Genomic DNA, 18,928 nt, shown 5'->3' on the forward strand with positions numbered 1-18,928 from the left:
CGTGATGGCCGCTGCAACGCTCGGCGACCACGACGTCTACCTGTTCCGGGAGGGCACCCACGCCCGCCTGTACGACAAGCTCGGCGGCCGGCTCGACGGCGACGGCGCGCGCTTCGCCGTCTGGGCGCCGAATGCGGCCGAGGTCTCCGTCATCGGCGACTGGAACGGCTGGGACCGCAGCATCGACTTCCTCCACCTGCGCCCTGACAGCAGCGGCATCTGGGAGGGCCGGGTGCCCGCTGCGCGCCACGGCCAGGCCTACAAGTTCCACATCGTCTCGCGCCACGGCGGCTACCGTGTCGACAAGGCCGACCCGTATGCGCTCGTCTCGGAGCTGCCGCCGGCCACCGCCTCGCGCCTGTGGTCGCTCGACCACGACTGGCAAGACGCCGAATGGATGGCCACCCGTGCCGCCAAAAACGCCCTCGACGCGCCCGTCAGCATCTACGAGCTGCACCTCGGCTCCTGGCGCCGGCCCGACCCGACGGCGCCGACGCCGTTCTACAACTACCGCGAACTCGCGCACCTCGTGGCCGACCACGTGAGCGAACTCGGCTTCACCCACGTGGAGCTGATGCCGGTCACCGAGCACCCGTTCTACGGCTCCTGGGGCTACCAGACCACCGGCTACTTCGCCCCCACCGCGCGTTACGGCACGCCGCAGGATTTCATGTACTTCGTGGACCACCTGCACCAGCGCGGCATTGGCGTGATCCTCGACTGGGTGCCGTCGCATTTCCCGACCGACGAGCACGGCCTGCAGTACTTCGATGGCACGCACCTCTACGAGCACGCCGACCCGAGGCAGGGCTTCCACCCCGAGTGGAACTCGAGCATCTTCAACTACGGCCGCAACGAGGTGAGGAGCTTCCTGCTCTCGTCGGCGATGTTCTGGCTCGACCAGTACCACCTCGATGGCCTGCGCGTCGACGCCGTGGCCTCGATGCTCTACCTCGACTACGCGCGCAAGGCCGGCGAATGGGTGCCCAACGACAACGGCGGGCGCGAGAACTTCGAGGCCATCACCTTCCTGCGCACGCTCAACGAAGCGGTCTACCGCGAACACCCCGACACGATGAGCGTGGCCGAGGAATCCACCGCCTGGCCGCAGGTCTCGCGGCCCACCTCGGCGGGTGGCCTCGGCTTCGGCATGAAATGGAACATGGGCTGGATGCACGACACGCTCGCGTTCTTCAAGCTCGACCCCATCCACCGCAAGTACCACCACGGCCAGCTGACCTTCTCGCTGGTCTACGCCTTCCACGAGAACTTCGTGCTGCCGCTCTCGCACGACGAGGTGGTCTACGGCAAGGGCTCGCTGATCAACAAGATGCCCGGCGACACCTGGCAGCAGTTCGCCAACCTGCGAGCGCTCTACGGCTACATGTGGACGCACCCGGGCAAGAAGCTGCTCTTCATGGGCGGCGAATTCGGCCAGCGCCGCGAGTGGACGCACGAAGGCCAGCTCGAATGGTTCGTCACGCAGCAGCCGGAACATGGGGGCCTGATGCGCTACGTGCGCGACCTCAACCGCCTGCTGCGCGAGCATCCGGCGCTGTACGAGGTCGACTTCTCGCATGAGGGCTTCGAGTGGGCGGTGTCCGATGACGCCGGTGCCAGCGTGCTCGCCTTCCTGCGCAAGCCGAAGGGGAGGGGCGCCACGCTGCTCGTCGTCTGCAACCTAACGCCGCTGCCGCGCCAGCGCTACCGCATCGGCGTGCCACTGCCGGGCCACTGGCGAGAAGTGCTCAACAGCGACGCTGCCGACTACGGCGGCTCGGGCTGGGGCAACCTCGGCGGCGTTGACGCGCAGACCATCCCGTGGCACGGCCGGCCCTGCTCGGTGAGCCTGACCTTGCCGCCTTTGTCCACCCTCGTGCTGCAGCTGGATGCCCATGGCCCGCGCGAAACTGACTGAGGCGCCGGAAGGCATGCCGCCCGATGGCCGCGTGCGTGCGGTCATCGATGCGGTGCTGCCTTGTGTCGACGGTGGCCGCTTCCCGGCGAAGTGCATCGCCGGCCAGCCTTTCCACGTGACCGTGCACGCCTTCACCGATGGCCACGACGCCCTGCGCGTGATGCTGCTGTGGCACCAGGAGGGCCATGCGGTGCAGGAAGTGGAGATGACGCTCAAGTGGAACGACGAGTGGCATGCGAGCTTCACGCCCTCGGTGCCGGGCCGCTACAACTACGAGGCGGTGGCCTGGGTCGACCACTTCCGCTCGTGGCGCACCGAGCTCGCGCGGCGTGTGGACGCCGACGACATCCGCATCGCCGCACTCGTGGGCGCCGAGCTGGTCGATCAGGCGGCCGCGCGCGTGAATCTCTCGAATGGCGAAGACCGCGAGGCGCTGCTGCGCTTCTCGGCCGCGCTCAAGAAGCCGGCAAACGAGCCGCATGAGGTCGAGGCGCTGAAGGCCCTGGCGCTCGACCCGCTGCAGGCCGCGCTGGTCGACCGCTACCCCGATCGCTCGCTGGGCGTGTCGTCCGGCAAGGTGCTGCCGCTGGTGGCCGACCGCGAGCGCGCCGGCTTCAGCGCCTGGTACGAACTCTTCCCCCGCTCGACGGCAATGGAAGCGGGCGTGCATGGGCGCTTCACTGATGTGGAAAGGCAGCTGCCCCGCATCGCCGAGATGGGCTTCGACGTCGTCTACTTCCCGCCCATCCACCCCATCGGCCGCGACAAGCGCAAGGGCAAGAACAACGCACTCACCACCGAGCCGGGCGACGTGGGCAGCCCGTGGGCCATCGGCGCGGCCGAAGGCGGGCACAAGAGCATCCTGCCGGCGCTCGGCACGCCGGAAGACTTCCGCCGCCTGGTGAAGCGTGCCAGCGAGCTGGGCCTCGAGATCGCGCTCGACATCGCGATGCAGTGCGCCCCCGATCACCCTTACGTGAAGCAGCACCCGCAGTGGTTCCGCTGGCGGCCCGACGGCACGGTGCAGTACGCCGAGAACCCGCCCAAGAAGTACCAGGACATCTACCCCTTCAACTTCGAGACCGAAGACTGGCAGGCGCTGTGGCTCGAACTGAAGAGCATCTTCGACCACTGGATCGGCGAGGGCGTGCGCATCTTCCGCGTCGACAACCCGCACACCAAGGCCTTCGCGTTCTGGGAGTGGTGCATCGGCGAGATCCGCAAGCAGCACCCCGATGTGCTCTTCCTCGCCGAGGCCTTCACCCGGCCGAAGGTGATGCACCGGCTGGCGAAGCTCGGCTACAACCAGTCGTACACCTACTTCACCTGGCGCAACACCGCCGAAGAGCTTACCGAGTACTTCACCGAGCTCAGCCAAGGCCCGGGCCGCCACTACTTCCGCCCCAACGCCTGGCCCAACACGCCCGACATCCTCTCCGAGCACCTGCACGGCCAGGGCCGCCCGGCGTTTGCGATGCGGCTCGTGCTCGCCGCCACGCTGAGCGCGAACTACGGCGTCTACGGCCCGGCCTACGAGCTGATGGAGAACACCCCGCGCAGCGCCGGCAGCGAGGAGTACCTGCACTCCGAGAAGTACCAGTTGCGCCACTGGGAACTGAACCGCCCCGACACCCTGCAGCCGCTGATGACGCGTCTCAACGCCATCCGCCGCGAGAACCGCGCCTTGCAAAGCAACGCCGGCCTGGAGTTCTTCACCACCGACAACGAGCAGCTCCTCGCCTACGCCAAGCGCACCCACGACGGCGAGAACCTCATCCTGTGTGTCGTCAACCTCGACGTGCGTTACCCGCAATCCGGCTGGGTCGAACTCGACCCCACCTGGCTCGGCCTCGCGCAGCCCGGTGATGCCTTCGAACTCGACGACCTGCTCAACCAGCAGAGCTTCATCTGGCGCGGTGCCCGCAACTTCGTAATCCTGCAGCCCGGCCAGGCCCATGTGATGCGGCTGCGCCGCGGCGTGCGCAACGAGCGTGACTCGGAGTCGTTTCAACGATGAACGCGCCGCACACACCCCACCTGCGTGCCGCTGAGAAAGGGCCGACCACGCCGGTCACCAATGCCGCGCTCTGGTACCAGGACGCCGTCATCTACCAGCTCAACGTCAAGGCGTTCGTCGACAGCAACGGCGACGGCGTGGGCGACTTCCAGGGCGTGACCTCGCGGCTCGACTACGTGAAGGACCTGGGCGTCAACACCATCTGGCTGATGCCGTTCTACCCGTCGCCGCTGAAGGATGACGGCTACGACATCGCCGACTACCTCGACGTCAACCCGCAGTACGGCACGCTCGACGACTTCAAGCAGATGCTCGACGAGGCGCACAAGCGCGACTTGAAGGTCATCACCGAGCTCGTCATCAACCACACGAGCGACCAGCACCCGTGGTTCCAGGCTGCGCGCAAGGCACCGCCCGGCTCGCCCGAGCGTGACTTCTACGTCTGGAGCGACACCGACGACAAGTACCGCGGCACCCGCATCATCTTCACCGACACCGAAACGTCGAACTGGACCTGGGACCCGGTCGCCAAGGCCTACTTCTGGCACCGCTTCTTCAGCCACCAGCCCGATCTCAACTTCGACAACCCGCGGGTGCTCGAGGCCATCTTCAAGGTGATGCGCTTCTGGCTCGACATGGGGGTCGATGGTTTCCGGCTCGATGCGATTCCCTACCTGATCGAGCGCGAAGGCACCAACAACGAGAACCTGCCCGAGACGCACGCGATCATCAAGCAGCTGCGGGCGGCCATCGACGCCAACTACCCGAATCGCTTCCTCCTCGCCGAGGCCAACCAGTGGCCCGAAGACGTGCGCGAGTATTTCGGCGAGGGCGACGAGTGCCACATGGCCTACCACTTCCCGCTGATGCCGCGCATGTACATGGCCATCGCGCAGGAAGACCGCTACCCGCTCACCGAGATCATGGCGCAGACGCCCGAGATCCCGCAGAGCTGCCAGTGGGCCATCTTCCTGCGCAACCACGACGAGCTCACGCTCGAGATGGTGACGAGCAAGGAGCGCGACTACATGTACGGCACCTACGCGGCCGACCCACGCGCGCGAATCAACCTCGGCATCAGAAGGCGCCTCGCGCCGCTGATGGACAACGACATCGACCGCATCAAGCTGATGAACAGCCTGCTGCTGTCGATGCGCGGCTCGCCCATCGTCTATTACGGCGACGAGATCGGCATGGGCGACAACATCTTCATCGGCGACCGCAACGGCGTGCGCACCCCGATGCAGTGGAGCCCCGACCGCAACGCCGGCTTCTCGCGCGCCGACCCGCAGCGGCTCTACCTGCCGCCGATCATGGATGCGATCTACGGCTACGAGGCGGTCAACGTCGAGTCGCAACTGCGCGACCCGTCTTCTCTCCTGCACTGGATGCGCCGCATGCTCGCGGTGCGCGGCACGAGTCGCGCCTTTGGCCGCGGCGAACTGCTCTTCCTCAAGCCGGGCAACCGCAAGGTGCTCGCGTACCTGCGCACCTTCGAAGATGAGGTGATCCTCTGCGTGGCCAACATGGCCCGCTCGGCGCAGCCGGCCGAGCTCGACCTCTCGGCCTTCAAGGGCCGCGTGCCCGTCGAGCTGCTCGGCCGCACCGCCTTCCCGCCCATCGGCGACCTGCCGTACATGCTCACGCTGCCCAAGCACGGCTTCTACTGGTTCGAGCTCAGCACCGATGCGGTCGAGCCGAGCTGGCACCAGCCCATGCTGCCCGCCGAAGACCGGCCGGTGCTGGTGCTCTTCGACGGCTGGAACAGCATCTTCCGCGACCAGGTGGTGCCGTGGCGCATCGGCCTGGCGGTGAAGACACGTGCCCAGTTCGAGACCGACACGCTGCCGCGCCACATCGAGCAGCAGCGCTGGTATGGCGCCAAGGGCACGGCCTTGCAGCGCGCGCGACTCGTCGACCACGCGGTGTGGGGCGATGCCGAGCGCGACGCGCTGGGGCGCTCCGACGGCTGGCTGCTGCCGCTGCTCGAACTCGATGGCCCCGCCGAGACTTCGACCTACTTCGTGCCGCTGTCGCTCGCCTGGGAAGACGCCAACCAGGAAGGCGACGAAGAGCGCTACCGGATGCTCGGCACCGCTGCGATTGCCCGAGTGCGCCAGCAGGCGGCCGTGGGCGTGATGGGCGACGCCTTTGCCGACGAGCGCTTCTGCCGCGCCGTGGTCGCGGCCATGGGCCAGCGCCGCGAACTGCGCACCGCCAACGGCACGCTGCGCTTCCTGCCGACCACCGCCTACACCGAACTCGCCGGTGCCGACTTCTACAAGCTGCCCGTCGGCCGCCCGCAGGCCGCGAGCAGCAACACCATCGTCACCTTCGGCGAGCGGCTCTTCCTCAAGGGTTACCGCCGTGTGCGGCCCGGCGTGAATCCGGAGTTCGAGGTCGGGCGCTTCCTCACCGAGGTGGCCAACTTCCCGCACTGCGTGCCGGTCGTCGGCGTGATCGAGTACCGCGGCACCGACGGCGGCCTTATGACGCTCGGCCTGCTGCAGGCCTATGTGTCGAACCAGGGCGATGGCTGGGCCTACACGCTCGCATACCTGCAGCGTGCGCTCGACATGCAACGCACCCATGGCGCGGGGCCCGAAGGCTGGTCGGGCGCGCAAGAAGCCCACGGCGCCTACCTCGCGCTTGCCGAGACCCTGGGCCGGCGCACCGGCGAGCTGCACGTGGCCTTCACCACGCCCAACGCCGACCCGGCCTTCAAGCCCGAGCCGCTCACCGGGAGTGACGTGGTGGCCTGGCGCGACAAGACGCTGGCCGAGGCGCGGCAGACCTTCGCGATGCTCGAGCGCGCGCTGCCCCAGCTCGAAGGCGCGACACTGGCCGACGCGAATACCGTGCTGGCCGCACAGCGCAGCCTGCTCGACCTCATCTCGCAGGCCGCCGCACCCATCGGCCGGGCACTCAAGACGCGCATCCACGGCGACTACCACCTCGCCCAGGTGCTGCTGGTGCGCAACGACTTCGTGGTCATCGACTTCGAAGGCGAACCCGGCCGCAGCTTCGACGAACGCCGCGCCCGCCAGTCGCCGCTGCGCGACGTGGCCGGCATGCTGCGCTCGTTCAGCTACGCCCGTGCCGGCGGGCTGCGCAGCATCACCGCGTCGGCCGACGAGATGGCGCAGCTGGTGCCGTTCGCGGCGCAGTGGGAGTCGGCCGCGCGTTCCGCCTTCCTTCGCGGCTACACGGCGGCGGTGCAGGGTGGGGCGCTCTATGAATCCTTCGACTCGCAACGCGGCCTGCTCGCGCTCTTCGAGCTGGAGAAGGCGCTGTACGAGCTGCGCTACGAACTCAACAACCGGCCCGACTGGGTGGGGATCCCGCTGGCGGGAATCCTGGGGCTCATGCCCCGCTGATGCCTGACGCACCGGACGGAGAAACGACCATGGACCGAGTCGACGTGATGCTGGAGCCCGTGCGGGCCTTCCTCGTGCAGGTGGGAGCCTTCCTGCCCAGCCTGGCAGTGGCGATCGTGGTGCTGCTGGTGGGCTTCCTGCTCGCCAAGGCCGCGCGCTTCGCGGTGCAGCGCGGCCTGCGTGCGATCAACTTCCACATCGTCACCGAGCGCTCGGGGATGGATGGCTTTCTCCAGCGCGGCGGGACGCAGGCCGACACCGCCGCGGTGCTGGCCGCGCTCGTCTACTGGCTCGTGATCTTCGCGGCGCTCGTGATCGCCTTCAACGGCATGGGCCTCGCGCACGTGACCGACCTCTTGAGCAAGGTGATGCTCTTCCTGCCCAAGGTGATCGTGGCGGTGCTGATCATCGCCTTCGGCGCCTACTTCGCGCGCTTCGTCTCCAACGCCGTCGTCACCTACTGCCGCGGCGTGGGCATCCGCGATGCGCAGGCGCTGGGCGTGCTCGCGCGCTACGCCATCCTCGTCTTCGTCGTGATGATCGCCTTCGATCAGCTCGACATCGGTGGCCACATCATCAGTTGGGCCTTCCTCATCGTGCTCGGCGGCCTCGTGCTCGCGCTGGCCCTGGCCTTCGGGCTGGGCGGCCAGGGCTGGGCCGCCGCCCACCTCGAACGCTGGTGGCCCGCGCCCAAGGCCGACGACCGCGACGACCTTCCCTAAGGAGAACCAGAACCCATGGCCCGCGACATGCCCATCACCACCGTCTGGCCGGGCCGGCCGTATCCGCGAGGCGCCACGTGGGACGGCGAAGGCGTGAACTTCGCTCTCTACTCCCAGCACGCCGAGAAGGTCGAGCTCGTCTTCTTCGACGAGCGCGGCCGCCGCGAGCGCCAGCGGGTGAGCTTGCGCGAGCGCACCGACAACGTCTGGCACTGCTACCTGCCGCAGGCGCGGCCCGGCATGGCCTACGGCTACGTGGTGCACGGCCCCTACAAGCCTGAAGAAGGGCATCGCTTCAACCCGCACAAGCTGGTGGCCGACCCCTACGCGCAAGACTTCGTCGGCAAGCTGCGCTGGAGCGATGCGCTCTACGGCTACACCGTCGGCCACCGGCGCGCCGACCTGTCGTTCGACCGCCGCGAGAGCGCGGCCTACATGCCCAAGTGCCGCATCGTCGACCCGGCCTTCACCTGGGACGGCGACCGCCATCCCCAGGTGCCCTGGAGCGACACGGTGATCTACGAGACCCACGTGCGCGGCTTCACCATGCGCCACCCCGGCGTGCCCGAGCAGCTGCGTGGCACCTATGCCGGCCTGGCCAGCGAAGCCTCCATCGACCACCTGCGCCGCCTGGGCGTCACCAGCGTTGAGCTGCTGCCCATCCACTCGTACCTGAACGACCGCCACCTCGACGAGAAAGGCATGCAGAATTACTGGGGCTACAACAGCTTCGGCTTCTTCGCGCCGGAGCCACGCTATGCCTTCAGCGGCGACCCGGTGCGCGAGTTCAAGAGCATGGTCAAGGCGCTGCACAGCGCCGGCATCGAGGTGATCCTCGACGTGGTCTACAACCACACCTGCGAGGGCAACCACCTCGGCCCCACGGTCAGCCTGCGCGGCATCGACAACGCCGTCTACTACGTGCCCGCCGACGACCCGCGCTACTGCGGCGACTACACCGGCTGCGGCAACTCGCTCAACGTGCAGCACCCGCGCGTGCTGCAGCTGGTGATGGACTCGCTGCGCCACTGGGTGGAAGAGATGCACGTCGACGGCTTCCGCTTCGACCTCGCCACCACGCTCGCACGCGAGAACGGCCACGTGGCCCACCGCGGCGCCTTCCTCGCCGCCGTGCGGCAGGACCCGGTGCTCTCGCGCGTGAAGCTCATCGCCGAACCGTGGGACCTGGGCGAAGACGGCTACCAGGTCGGCCGCTTCCCGCCCGGCTGGGCCGAGTGGAATGACAAGTACCGCGACGGCATGCGCAGCTACTGGAAGGGTGACGGCGGCGTGATCGGCGAGTTCGCCAAGCGCCTCACCGGCTCGTCCGACCTCTACGGCTATGCGCGCCGCCGCCCCACGGCCAGCGTCAACTTCATCGCCGCGCACGATGGCTTCACGCTCAACGACGTGGTCTCCTACAACGACAAGCACAACGAGGCCAACGGCGAAGACAACCGCGACGGCCACAACCACAACCTGTCGTGGAACTGCGGCGTCGAAGGCCCGACGGACGACCCCGAGGTGCTCGCCCTGCGCGAGCGCCAGAAGCGCAACCTGCTGGCCACGCTCTTCCTCTCCCAAGGCGTGCCCATGCTGCTGGCGGGCGACGAGATGGGCCGCACGCAAGGCGGCAACAACAACGCCTACGCGCAAGACAACGAGATGAACTGGCTCGACTGGGAGATGACGCCCGAGCGCGAGGCGCTGCTCGGCTTCACCCGCAAGCTCACGGCGCTCCGGCGCGACCACCCGGCCTTCCGCCGGCGCGACTTCTTTGGCGGGCACGAAGTGGGCGAGGGATTGAAAGATCTGGTGTGGCTGCGCCCCGATGGCGAGGAGATGACCGAAGCCGAATGGGCCACCGACTTTGCGCGCTGCCTGGGCATGTACCTCCCCGGCATCGCGCTCACCGGCGACGACCGGCGTGGCCAGCCGCTCTTCGACGACGACTTCCTGCTGCTCTTCAACGCTCATCACGAAGACATGGACTTCCGCATTCCGCCGATTGGCAGCGCGGCGTGGCAGGTGGCGATCGACACCTCGGTGGCATCGGGCACGCCCGAGGCCGCCGCACTCGCCCCCGGCGACACCTACACGATGAAGTGCCGCGCCATGGCCGTCTTCACGCGGCCCGCGCACGGGCGGGAGGCCTCATGAGCCTGCACCGCATGCCGTTCGGCGCCACGCTGCGCGACGACGGCCGCACCGATTTCCGCTTCTGGGCACCGGCCGCGCACGCGGTGGCGCTCGTGTTGGGCGACGGCCGTCGCGTGCCGATGCAGACGCGCCCGAACGGCTGGCACGAAGCCCTCGGCGTGGACGCACCTGCCGGCAGCCGCTACCGCTACGACGTGGGCAACGGCCTGCTCGTGCCCGACCCGGCCTCGCGCCACAACCCCGACGACGTGCATGGCGCGAGCTGTGTGATCGACCCGCGCGCCTACCGCTGGCGCGATGCCGGCTGGCGCGGCCGGCCGTGGCACGAGGCGGTGGTCTACGAGATGCACGTGGGCACCTTCACCCACGAAGGGACTTTCAAGGCCGCCGCGGTGCGCCTGCACGAACTCGCACAACTCGGCATCACCGCCATCGAACTGATGCCGGTGGCCGACTTCCCCGGCCAGCGGGGCTGGGGCTACGACGGCGTGCTGCCGTTCGCCCCCGATGCCGCCTACGGCACGCCCGACGCGCTCAAGGCCTTCGTCGACGCGGCCCACAGCCTGGGCCTCATGGTGCTGCTCGACGTGGTCTACAACCACTTCGGCCCGGAGGGCAACTACCTCCACGCCTACTGCCCGAGTTTCTTCAACGAGGCCAGGCACACGCCCTGGGGCGCAGCAATCAACTTCGACGGCCCGGGCAGCGAGACCGTGCGCGACTTCTTCCGCCACAACGCGCTGTACTGGGTGGAGGAGTTCCACTTCGACGGCCTGCGGCTCGACGCGGTGCACGCCATCCACGACAGCTCGCCGCTGCACATCGCCAGCGAGATCGGCCAGTCGCTGCGCAGCTTCGCCGGCACCCCCGGCGTGGACCGGCAGGTGCACCTGGTGCTCGAGAACGACGCCAACCAGGCCAGCATCCTGCAGCGCGCCGACGACGGCCAGCCGCTCTACGCCACGGCGCAGTGGAACGACGACCTGCACCACGCCGCCCACGTGCTCCTGACCGGCGAGACCGACGGCTACTACGGCGACTATGCCGACGGCCCCATCGGCCGCTTCGCCCGTGCGCTCGCACAAGGCTTCATCTACCAGGGCCAGCCTTCCGCGCACCGCGGCAACGTGCCACACGGCGAGCCGAGCGGCCACCTCCCACCGAGCGCGTTTGTCTCCTTCGTGCAGAACCACGACCAGATCGGCAACCGCGCGCTGGGTGACCGGCTGTCGAACCTCGCCAACCCCGACCGGCTCGATGCCGTCTACGTCTGCCTGCTGCTGTCGCCGCACGTGCCCATGCTCTTCATGGGCGAGGAATTCGCCGCGTCCACGCCGTTCCTCTATTTCTGCGACTTCGGCCCCGAGCTGGCGCAAGCGGTGTCGGACGGGCGCCGCAACGAGTTCGCCCGCTTCGCCGCGTTTGCCGACCCCTCGGCGCGGGCGCGCATTCCCGACCCCAATGACGAGACCACCTTCCGCATGTCCAAGCTGCGCTGGGACGAGCGCGACCAGGGCGCCCACGGCGTGCGCCTCGCCCTCATGCGCCAGCTGCTCGCCGTGCGGCGCGAGCTGCTCATGCCGCACATCGACCCGCGCCTGGGCGATGGTCGCTACCGATTCGACGGCGGGCTGCTGCACGTCGACTGGCCGCTCGCCGACGGCGCGCGCTGGCACCTCGTCGCCAACCTGACCGACACCGAGCTGGTCGGCATCGCAGCGCCCGAAGGGCGGGTGGTGCACCGCCAGCACATCGACGACGCCGGGCGCTGGAAACCCGGGTCAGTGCTCGTGGTGATGGAGGTGGAGACGGAGGCAGCGATGGAGGCCGAGGTGAACCATGGATGATCACCGCCAGGCCGTGGCGCGCTTGTGCGCCGAGCACGGCGTGCTCACCGAGTACCACGACGTGTGGGGCCACCGGCACGAGGCCTCGACCGAAGCCCTGGTGAAGTTGCTGGCCGAGCTGGGCGTCGACGCCAGCAGCGCCGACGCCGCCGCGGTGGCCGAGCGCGAAGCCCGGGCCGCGCGCGAGCGGGAGGTGGTGCCGCCCCTGGTGGCGCTCACCGCGGGCAGCAGCGACTGGTCGGTGCCGGTGCGCCTGCCCAAGCCCATGCGCTCGCTGCAGTGGACGCTGATCGAAGAGGGCGGCCAGGAGCACGCGGGCGAGACGCCGGTCGACGGTGAATCGCGGGACATCCAGCTGCGCATCGCGCGGCCCTTGCCCATGGGCTACCACCACCTGCGCCTGGATGGTCTGGGCGAGGTGGTGCAGCTCGTCTCGGCACCAGCCCATTGCTACCAGCCCCCAGCGCTCGCGGACCTGACCGATGCCGACGCCCCCGGCGCGAGCCGTGGCAACCGCACCTGGGGTCCGGCCGTGCAGCTCTACGCGTTGCGCTCCGAGCGAAACTGGGGCATCGGCGATTTCGGTGACCTCGCCACCGTCATCGAGCAGTGGAGCCGGCATGGCGCCGGCATCGTCGGCGTGAACCCGCTGCACGCGATGTTCAGCCACAACCCGCTGCACACGAGCCCCTACAGCCCATCGTCGAGGCTGCAGCTCAACACGCTCTACCTCGACGTGGAGGCACTGCCCGACCTGCAGGAGTGCGAGCCGGCGCGGCAGTGGATGGCCTCGCCCGAGGTGCAGTCGCGCCGGGCGGCGCTGCGCGCCGCGCCGAGCGTCGACTACGAGGGCGTGGACCGGCTCAAGACGGAGCTTCTGCGCAAGCTCTACCGCAGCTTCCGCCGCCGGCATCTCGCCACGGGCAGCAGCCGCGCCACCGAGTTCCGCCGCTTCCAGGCGGCGCGCTCGCCCGAGCTGCGGCTGCACGCGAGCTTCGAGGCGCTGCAAGCGCACTTCCACGCGCAAGACAGCCTGGTCTGGGGCTGGCCAGTGTGGCCCGAGGCCTACCGTCAGCCCGGGTCGCCCGAGGTGCAGCGCTTCATCGCCGAGCATGAAGACGAGGTCGAGTTCCACGAATACCTGCAGTGGCAGGCCGATCTGCAGCTCGCGCGTCTGTCGCGCCGCTGCCGCGAGCGGGGCATGGCGGTGGGGCTGTACCTCGACCTCGCGGTGTCGGTCGACCGGGCCGGCTCCGATACCTGGGGCCACCAGTCGGCATACGCGAGCGGCGCCACGGTGGGGGCGCCACCCGACGAAGTCAACCCGAACGGGCAGGGCTGGGGCCTGCCACCGCTCAGGCCCGATGGGCTCAAGCGCGACGTGCGCCTCTTCGTTGCCACGCTGCGCGCCGCCATGCGCCACGCGGGCGCAGTGCGCATCGACCATGTGATGGGCCTGATGCGCCTGTACTGGATCCCGCCCGGCGCCTCGGCGCGCGACGGCAGCTACGTGCTGTACCCGCTGCAGGCGCTGCTGGCCATCGTGGCGCTGGAGAGCGAGCGCAACCGCTGCATGGTGATCGGCGAAGACCTCGGCACCGTGGCCGACGAGATGCGCTCGGCCATGCAGCGGCGCGAGCTGCTGTCGTACCGGCTGCTGTACTTCGAACGCGAGCACGGCGGGGGCTTCAAGGCGCCCGAGGCGTACCCGCGCAAGTCGCTCGTGGCGGTGAGCACGCATGACCTCGCAACGCTCGCCGGCTGGTGGCGTGGGCACGACCTCGAGGTGCGGCAGTCGCTCAAGCTCTTCCCCACGCCGCAGATGCACGAGCGGCAGCGCGAGGAGCGTGCCCACGACCGGCTGCGCCTGCTCAACGTGCTGCAGCAGCGCGGCCTGCTGCCGGCCGAAGGTCACATCGACGCGAGCGGCACGCAGCCCATCGCGCCTGCCGTCTCGGAAGCGGTGCACGCCTATGTGGCCAGCACCCCGGCGCAGCTGATGATGGTGCAGCTGGAAGACGCGCTTGGCGTGCCCGACCAGGCCAACCTGCCGGGCACGGTCGACGAGCACCCGAACTGGCGGCGCAAGCTGCCGCTCGGGCTCGAAGCCATGGCGCACAACCCGCGTGTCTCGGCGCTGTGCGCGCGGCTCGCGTCGATCCGCCCATCGCCTGCGCGCACGGCGGCGGCGCGGCCGCAGGGCAGGGCGGTGGCCGTGATTCCGCGCGCCACCTACCGGCTGCAGCTGCACAAGGACTTCAGCTTCGACGACGCCGTGGCTGCGCTGCCCTATCTGGAGCGCCTGGGCGTGAGCCACCTCTACTGCTCGCCGATCTGGCGCGCGCGGCCGGGCAGCCTGCACGGCTACGACGTGGTGGCGCACGACGAGATCAACCCCGAGCTGGGCGGGCGCGATGGTTTCGAGCGCTTCGCCAACGCCGCGCGCGAGCGTGGCATGGGCCTGATCCTCGACATGGTGCCCAACCACATGGGCGTGCTCGGCGCCGAGAACCCCTGGTGGACCGACGTGCTCGAGAACGGCCAGGGCTCGGCCTTCGCCCGCCATTTCGACATCGACTGGCATCCCGTCAACGCCGATCTCGAAGGCAAGGTCCTGCTGCCCGTGCTGGGTGAGCACTACGGCGACGTGCTGGCTGGCGGCCAGCTGAAGCTCGCCTTCGAGCTCGACCGCGGCCGCCTGGTGCTGCGCTACTTCGACCACTGCTTCCCGCTCGCCCTGCGCAGCTACGAGCTGCTGCTCACGCATGCCGCCCAGCGCCTGGGCGACGGCCATGCGCGAGCGCAGGTCGAGGGCCTGGCCGACTCGTTCGCGGCACTGCCTGCACGCATGGGCTTCGACGCCACCGTGGCCCGCACGCGCGAGGAGCTGAAATCGCGCTTCGCCGAGCTGGCCCAGGGCCACGCCGAAGTGGCCGCGGCGGTCGACGCGGCGCTCGCGGCCATCAACGCCGAGGCGAGCCGCGACACGCTGCACGCCCTGCACGAGGGCCAGCACTACCGCCTGGCCTACTGGCGCGTGGCGGCCGACGAGATCAACTACCGCCGGTTCTTCGACATCAACGACCTCGCCGCGCTGCGCATGGAAGAGCCCGCCGTCTTCGAGGCCACCCACTCGATGGCGCTCGACCTCGCGGCGCAAGGCGTGGTCGACGGCCTGCGCATCGACCACCCCGACGGCTTGCACGACCCGGCGCGCTACTTCGCGCAGCTGCAGCAGGGCTACGCCGAGCGTGCCGGCCTCGCGCTGCCCGCGCCGGCGGAGGGCGAGCGGCCGGCCCGGCCGCTCTACGTGGTGGCCGAGAAGATCGCTGCCCCTCACGAAGACGTGCCGGAAGAGTGGGCCATCCACGGCACGACCGGCTACCGTTTCGCGATGGTGGTCAACGGCGTGCTCGTCGACGGCGGCGCCGCCGAGCGCTTCGACCGCATCTGGCAGCGCTTCAGCGGCGAGCGCGAGCCCTTCGCCGAGCTCGTGTACCGCGGCAAGCGCAGCGTGGCGCGCATTGCGCTCGCCTCCGAGCTGACCGTGCTCGCCACTGCGCTCATGCGCATCGCGCGCGCCGACCGCCGCACCCGCGACTACACCTTCAACGCGCTGCGCGATGCGCTGGCCGAGGTGGCGGCGTGCATGCCGGTCTACCGCACCTACATCCTGGGTCGCGCTTCCGCACAGGACATCCGCTTCCTCGACTGGGCCATCGCCCACGCCCGCAAGCGCAGCGAGGCACCCGACCGCTCGGTGTTCGACTTCGTCGGCCGCGTGCTGCGCGGGCAGGGGCCCGACGGTGCGCCGCTGCCGCCCGAGCATGCGGCGTGGCAGTTCGCGGCGCGCTTCCAGCAGTTCTGCGCGCCGGTCGCAGCCAAGGGCGTGGAAGACACCGCCTTCTACCAGTACCACCGGCTGGTGTCGCAAAACGAGGTGGGCGGCGACCCGGGCCCCTTCGGCATGACGGTGCGTGCCTTCCACGGTGCCAGCGGCGACCGCGCGGCGCGCTGGCCGCACACCATCCTCGCCACCTCGACGCACGACAACAAGCGCTCGGAAGACGTGCGCAACCGGCTCAACGTGCTCTCGGAAATGCCGGCCGCGTGGCGGCTCGGCCTGGCGCGCTGGCGCCGGCTCGCGCGCCTGTACAAGACCGAGGTCAATGGCGAGGCCGCACCTTCGCCCGCCGACGAATACCTGCTCTACCAGACCGTGCTCGGCACGCTGCCCGCGGAAGGGCTCGACGAGCAGTCGCTCGGCGACTACCGCGAGCGCATCGTGCAGTACATGCTGAAGGCCGCCCGCGAGGCCAAGCGGCACACGAGCTGGACCACACCCGATGAGGCCTACGAAAACGCGCTCACCGCCTTCGTGCGCAGCCTGCTGGCGCGTGTCTCGCCCAACCCGCTGCTGGGCGACCTGCAGGCCAACGCCACGGCGCTCGCGTGGTTCGGCGCGCTCAACAGCCTGTCGATGGTGCTGATGAAGTTCAGCTCGCCTGGTGTGCCCGATGTCTACCAGGGCAACGAGTTGCTCGACCTGAGCCTCGTCGACCCCGACAACCGCCGCCCGGTCGACTTCGCCCTGCGTGAGCGGCACCTGGCTGCACTGGAGGCGCTGCAGGGCTCGCCCGGCCTTTCAGAACGTCTGCGCGAGCTGGCCGCGCACCCCTTCGACGGACGAGCCAAGCTGTGGCTCACCTGGCGCTTGCTGCAGCTGCGCGCCGAACGGGAGGCCCTCTTTCGCGATGGGCGCTACGTGCCCCTCGCGGTGACCGGCGCCCGGCAGGAGCACCTCGTGGCCTACGCCCGCGAGCATGGCAACGAGGTGCTGGTGGTGCTGGCCGCGCGGCTCTTCTCGCGCTTGCAGCCCGAGCCCGGCGCACTGCCGCTCGGCGAAGCGGTGTGGGGCGACACCGCCGTCGACCTCACGCCGGTGGCACCAGCCGGTGTGCCCTTGAATGCCACCGATGCGCTCACCGGGCGCCCGTTCGATCTCTCGCTTCGCCCGCTGCCCGTGGCACGGGCGTTCGCGAGCTTCCCGGCCGTCGCCCTGCGTTTCACCAAGTGACATGGGCGACACGCGGGCGGCAATCGTTGCGGCAAAAGGGATCCACGGGAACGCCGAATGCCCATTCACAAAGCCCTCGTCGTGTCCGAAGGAGACCCCATGACCAAGGAACGCACCCAGGAACGAACCCGTGACCGGACAGACCGGCCGACCGCCAAGCGCGACCCACGCGCCGTGAAGCAGCCGGAAGAGCGCCTCGAAGGCAAGGCCAGCAAGCCCGCAGAGACCGTGCCCACCTATCAGGAATTGCTCGACGAAGCGCTCGACGAGACCTTCCCCGCGAGCGACCCCATCTCGCCCAGCGCCGCGATGGCCGCCGAGAAGCGCATCAGCACCGAGAAAGACACACACGACTGGACGCTGCGCCCCGGCGCCTGCCAGCCCCCGGAGTGTGACCCGCCGAAAACCTGACACCCCTGCGTGACATCGGTCACGCCGATGTCACCGTTTACGCGACGTAACGCCGGCACGTCGGCAGCAGGGCGGCGTCGCTCCCTACACTGCCCCGCATCGTCTGGATGCAAGGCAGTTCATGAGCAACCACCACGACACCGCGCTGTTGGCCCGCACCTTCTCACACCACGGCACCGACCACGCCACCACGCTGGTCGAGGAATGCAGCGCGCGGTCGCTGCAGTTGCTGCGCGACAACCTCACGCCCCAGGGCATCCTCGCCGCGAGCCGCACCGAAGCGGCCGAGGCCCGCAGCTACACCCGCATCTTCGGCCGCGACGCTGCCATCTGCGTGCTGGCGATGGCCGGCACCGGCGACGAGGCGCTCGAAAACGGGGCCATCGCGAGCATCGAGTCGCTCGCGCTGCTGCAGGCGCCCAACGGGCAGATCCCGAAATACGTCGACCCCGAAGGTCGCGATGCCGACTTCTGGTACCTGGGCTGCATCGACGCCACGCTCTGGTGGCTGATCGCCATCGACCACGTGCGCCGCCACAGCCGCATCGGCGGGCTCGACCAGCGCTGGGGCCCGCAGATCGATCGGGCCTTGCACTGGCTGCTGGCCCAGGAGCACCAGCGCTTCTTCCTTTTGCAGCAAAACGAGGCCAGCGACTGGGCCGACATCATGCCCCGCTCGGGCTTCGTGCTCTACACCAACGCCCTCTGGTACCGGGTGAAGCTGCTCTACGAACTGCCCAACCTGGAGCAGACGCACTACCACTTCAACCACCTCTTCCACCCGTTCAAGAAAGACCTGCCCGAGTACCGACGCGGCCGCCTGCTGGGCCACTATGCCCGCCGCGGCCTGCGCGACCCCGGGCTGTACCTGAGCTTCGTGAACCTGTCGTTCGCGGGCGAGGAGGGCGACGTGTTCGGCAACCTGCTGGCCGTGCTCTACGGCCTGGCCGACGAATCGATGGCGCGCGAGATCATCCAGACCTTCACCGAGGCGCGGGCCTCGGAGCCGTACCCGATCCGCGTGGTCACGCACCCGATCACCCCCGACGACGAGCTGTGGCGCCAGTACATGAACCGCCACCAGCAGAACCAGCCCCACCAGTACCACAACGGCGGCATCTGGCCCTTCGTCGGCGGCTATTGGGCGATGGCCCTGGCGCAGCTCGGCAAGAAAGACGCGGCCCGCCACGAGCTGAGCAAGCTGGCCCAGGTGTTGGCGCTCGACGACTGGCGTTTCACGGAGTGGTTCCACGGCCGTACGCTCATGCCCATGGGAATGGCGGGGCAGAGCTGGAATGCGGCTACGTTCTTGTTGGCGCAAAAAGCCCTCGCCTGAGCGCCGGCAAATCCTCCCGGAGGCTACGGCACGCGGTTTGCCCCTGTTCCGTCATGACGACGA

Annotated in this window: 9 protein-coding genes; all 9 read left to right on the forward strand. The window is 69.2% G+C overall.

The annotated features are described in order from the left end of the window. Positions 1-4: 4 nt before the first annotated feature. The 9 genes from glgB (at position 5) to RXV79_RS12390 (ending at position 18,865) form a co-directional block, all read left to right on the forward strand. Positions 5-1,918, forward strand: a complete 1,914-nt coding sequence (glgB, locus tag RXV79_RS12350; RefSeq protein WP_316703714.1) for a 1,4-alpha-glucan branching protein GlgB — start codon at positions 5-7, stop codon at positions 1,916-1,918. After that, positions 1,890-3,935 carry an alpha-1,4-glucan--maltose-1-phosphate maltosyltransferase gene (locus tag RXV79_RS12355; RefSeq protein ID WP_413816683.1) on the forward strand — a complete coding sequence of 682 codons (2,046 nt, stop codon included), beginning with the start codon at positions 1,890-1,892 and terminating at the stop codon, positions 3,933-3,935. The genes glgB and RXV79_RS12355 overlap by 29 nt, the downstream gene beginning before the upstream one ends. Next, positions 3,932-7,312, forward strand: coding sequence for a maltose alpha-D-glucosyltransferase (gene treS, locus RXV79_RS12360; protein WP_316703717.1), 3,381 nt, complete (start codon positions 3,932-3,934; stop codon positions 7,310-7,312). The genes RXV79_RS12355 and treS overlap by 4 nt, the downstream gene beginning before the upstream one ends. A gap of 29 nt (positions 7,313-7,341) precedes the next feature. Continuing rightward, positions 7,342-8,034, forward strand: a complete 693-nt coding sequence (locus tag RXV79_RS12365) for a mechanosensitive ion channel family protein (RefSeq protein ID WP_316703719.1) — start codon at positions 7,342-7,344, stop codon at positions 8,032-8,034. Positions 8,035-8,049: 15 nt separating this feature from the next. Then, positions 8,050-10,194 (forward strand): glycogen debranching protein GlgX, encoded by a 2,145-nt coding sequence (gene glgX, locus RXV79_RS12370; protein WP_316703721.1) that lies wholly within the window; start codon positions 8,050-8,052, stop codon positions 10,192-10,194. Beyond that, positions 10,191-12,041, forward strand: a complete 1,851-nt coding sequence (gene treZ, locus RXV79_RS12375; RefSeq protein ID WP_316703722.1) for a malto-oligosyltrehalose trehalohydrolase — start codon at positions 10,191-10,193, stop codon at positions 12,039-12,041. Before glgX ends, treZ begins: the two co-directional genes overlap by 4 nt. Continuing rightward, a complete protein-coding gene (locus tag RXV79_RS12380) occupies positions 12,034-17,118 on the forward strand; it encodes a malto-oligosyltrehalose synthase (RefSeq protein ID WP_316703723.1) in 5,085 nt (1,694 codons plus the stop codon). The genes treZ and RXV79_RS12380 overlap by 8 nt, the downstream gene beginning before the upstream one ends. A gap of 99 nt (positions 17,119-17,217) precedes the next feature. Then, positions 17,218-17,529, forward strand: coding sequence for a hypothetical protein (locus tag RXV79_RS12385; protein WP_316703725.1), 312 nt, complete (start codon positions 17,218-17,220; stop codon positions 17,527-17,529). A gap of 121 nt (positions 17,530-17,650) precedes the next feature. Next, complete coding sequence (locus RXV79_RS12390) at positions 17,651-18,865, forward strand: amylo-alpha-1,6-glucosidase (protein ID WP_316703726.1); 1,215 nt, start codon at positions 17,651-17,653, stop codon at positions 18,863-18,865. The last annotated feature ends 63 nt before the right edge of the window (positions 18,866-18,928 follow it).

This window comes from Piscinibacter gummiphilus (genome assembly GCF_032681285.1).
In the GTDB taxonomy this organism is placed as follows: Bacteria; Pseudomonadota; Gammaproteobacteria; order Burkholderiales; family Burkholderiaceae_C; genus Rhizobacter; species Rhizobacter gummiphilus_A.

Bases quoted from the DNA above. Each gene is read 5' to 3' on its own strand.
- glgB (WP_316703714.1), top strand. From the start codon at position 5: ATGGCCGCTGCAACGCTCGGCGACCACGACGTCTACCTGTTCCGGGAG.
- RXV79_RS12355 (WP_413816683.1), top strand. From the start codon at position 1,890: ATGCCCATGGCCCGCGCGAAACTGACTGAGGCGCCGGAAGGCATGCCG.
- treS (WP_316703717.1), top strand. From the start codon at position 3,932: ATGAACGCGCCGCACACACCCCACCTGCGTGCCGCTGAGAAAGGGCCG.
- RXV79_RS12365 (WP_316703719.1), top strand. From the start codon at position 7,342: ATGGACCGAGTCGACGTGATGCTGGAGCCCGTGCGGGCCTTCCTCGTG.
- glgX (WP_316703721.1), top strand. From the start codon at position 8,050: ATGGCCCGCGACATGCCCATCACCACCGTCTGGCCGGGCCGGCCGTAT.
- treZ (WP_316703722.1), top strand. From the start codon at position 10,191: ATGAGCCTGCACCGCATGCCGTTCGGCGCCACGCTGCGCGACGACGGC.
- RXV79_RS12380 (WP_316703723.1), top strand. From the start codon at position 12,034: ATGGATGATCACCGCCAGGCCGTGGCGCGCTTGTGCGCCGAGCACGGC.
- RXV79_RS12385 (WP_316703725.1), top strand. From the start codon at position 17,218: ATGACCAAGGAACGCACCCAGGAACGAACCCGTGACCGGACAGACCGG.
- RXV79_RS12390 (WP_316703726.1), top strand. From the start codon at position 17,651: ATGAGCAACCACCACGACACCGCGCTGTTGGCCCGCACCTTCTCACAC.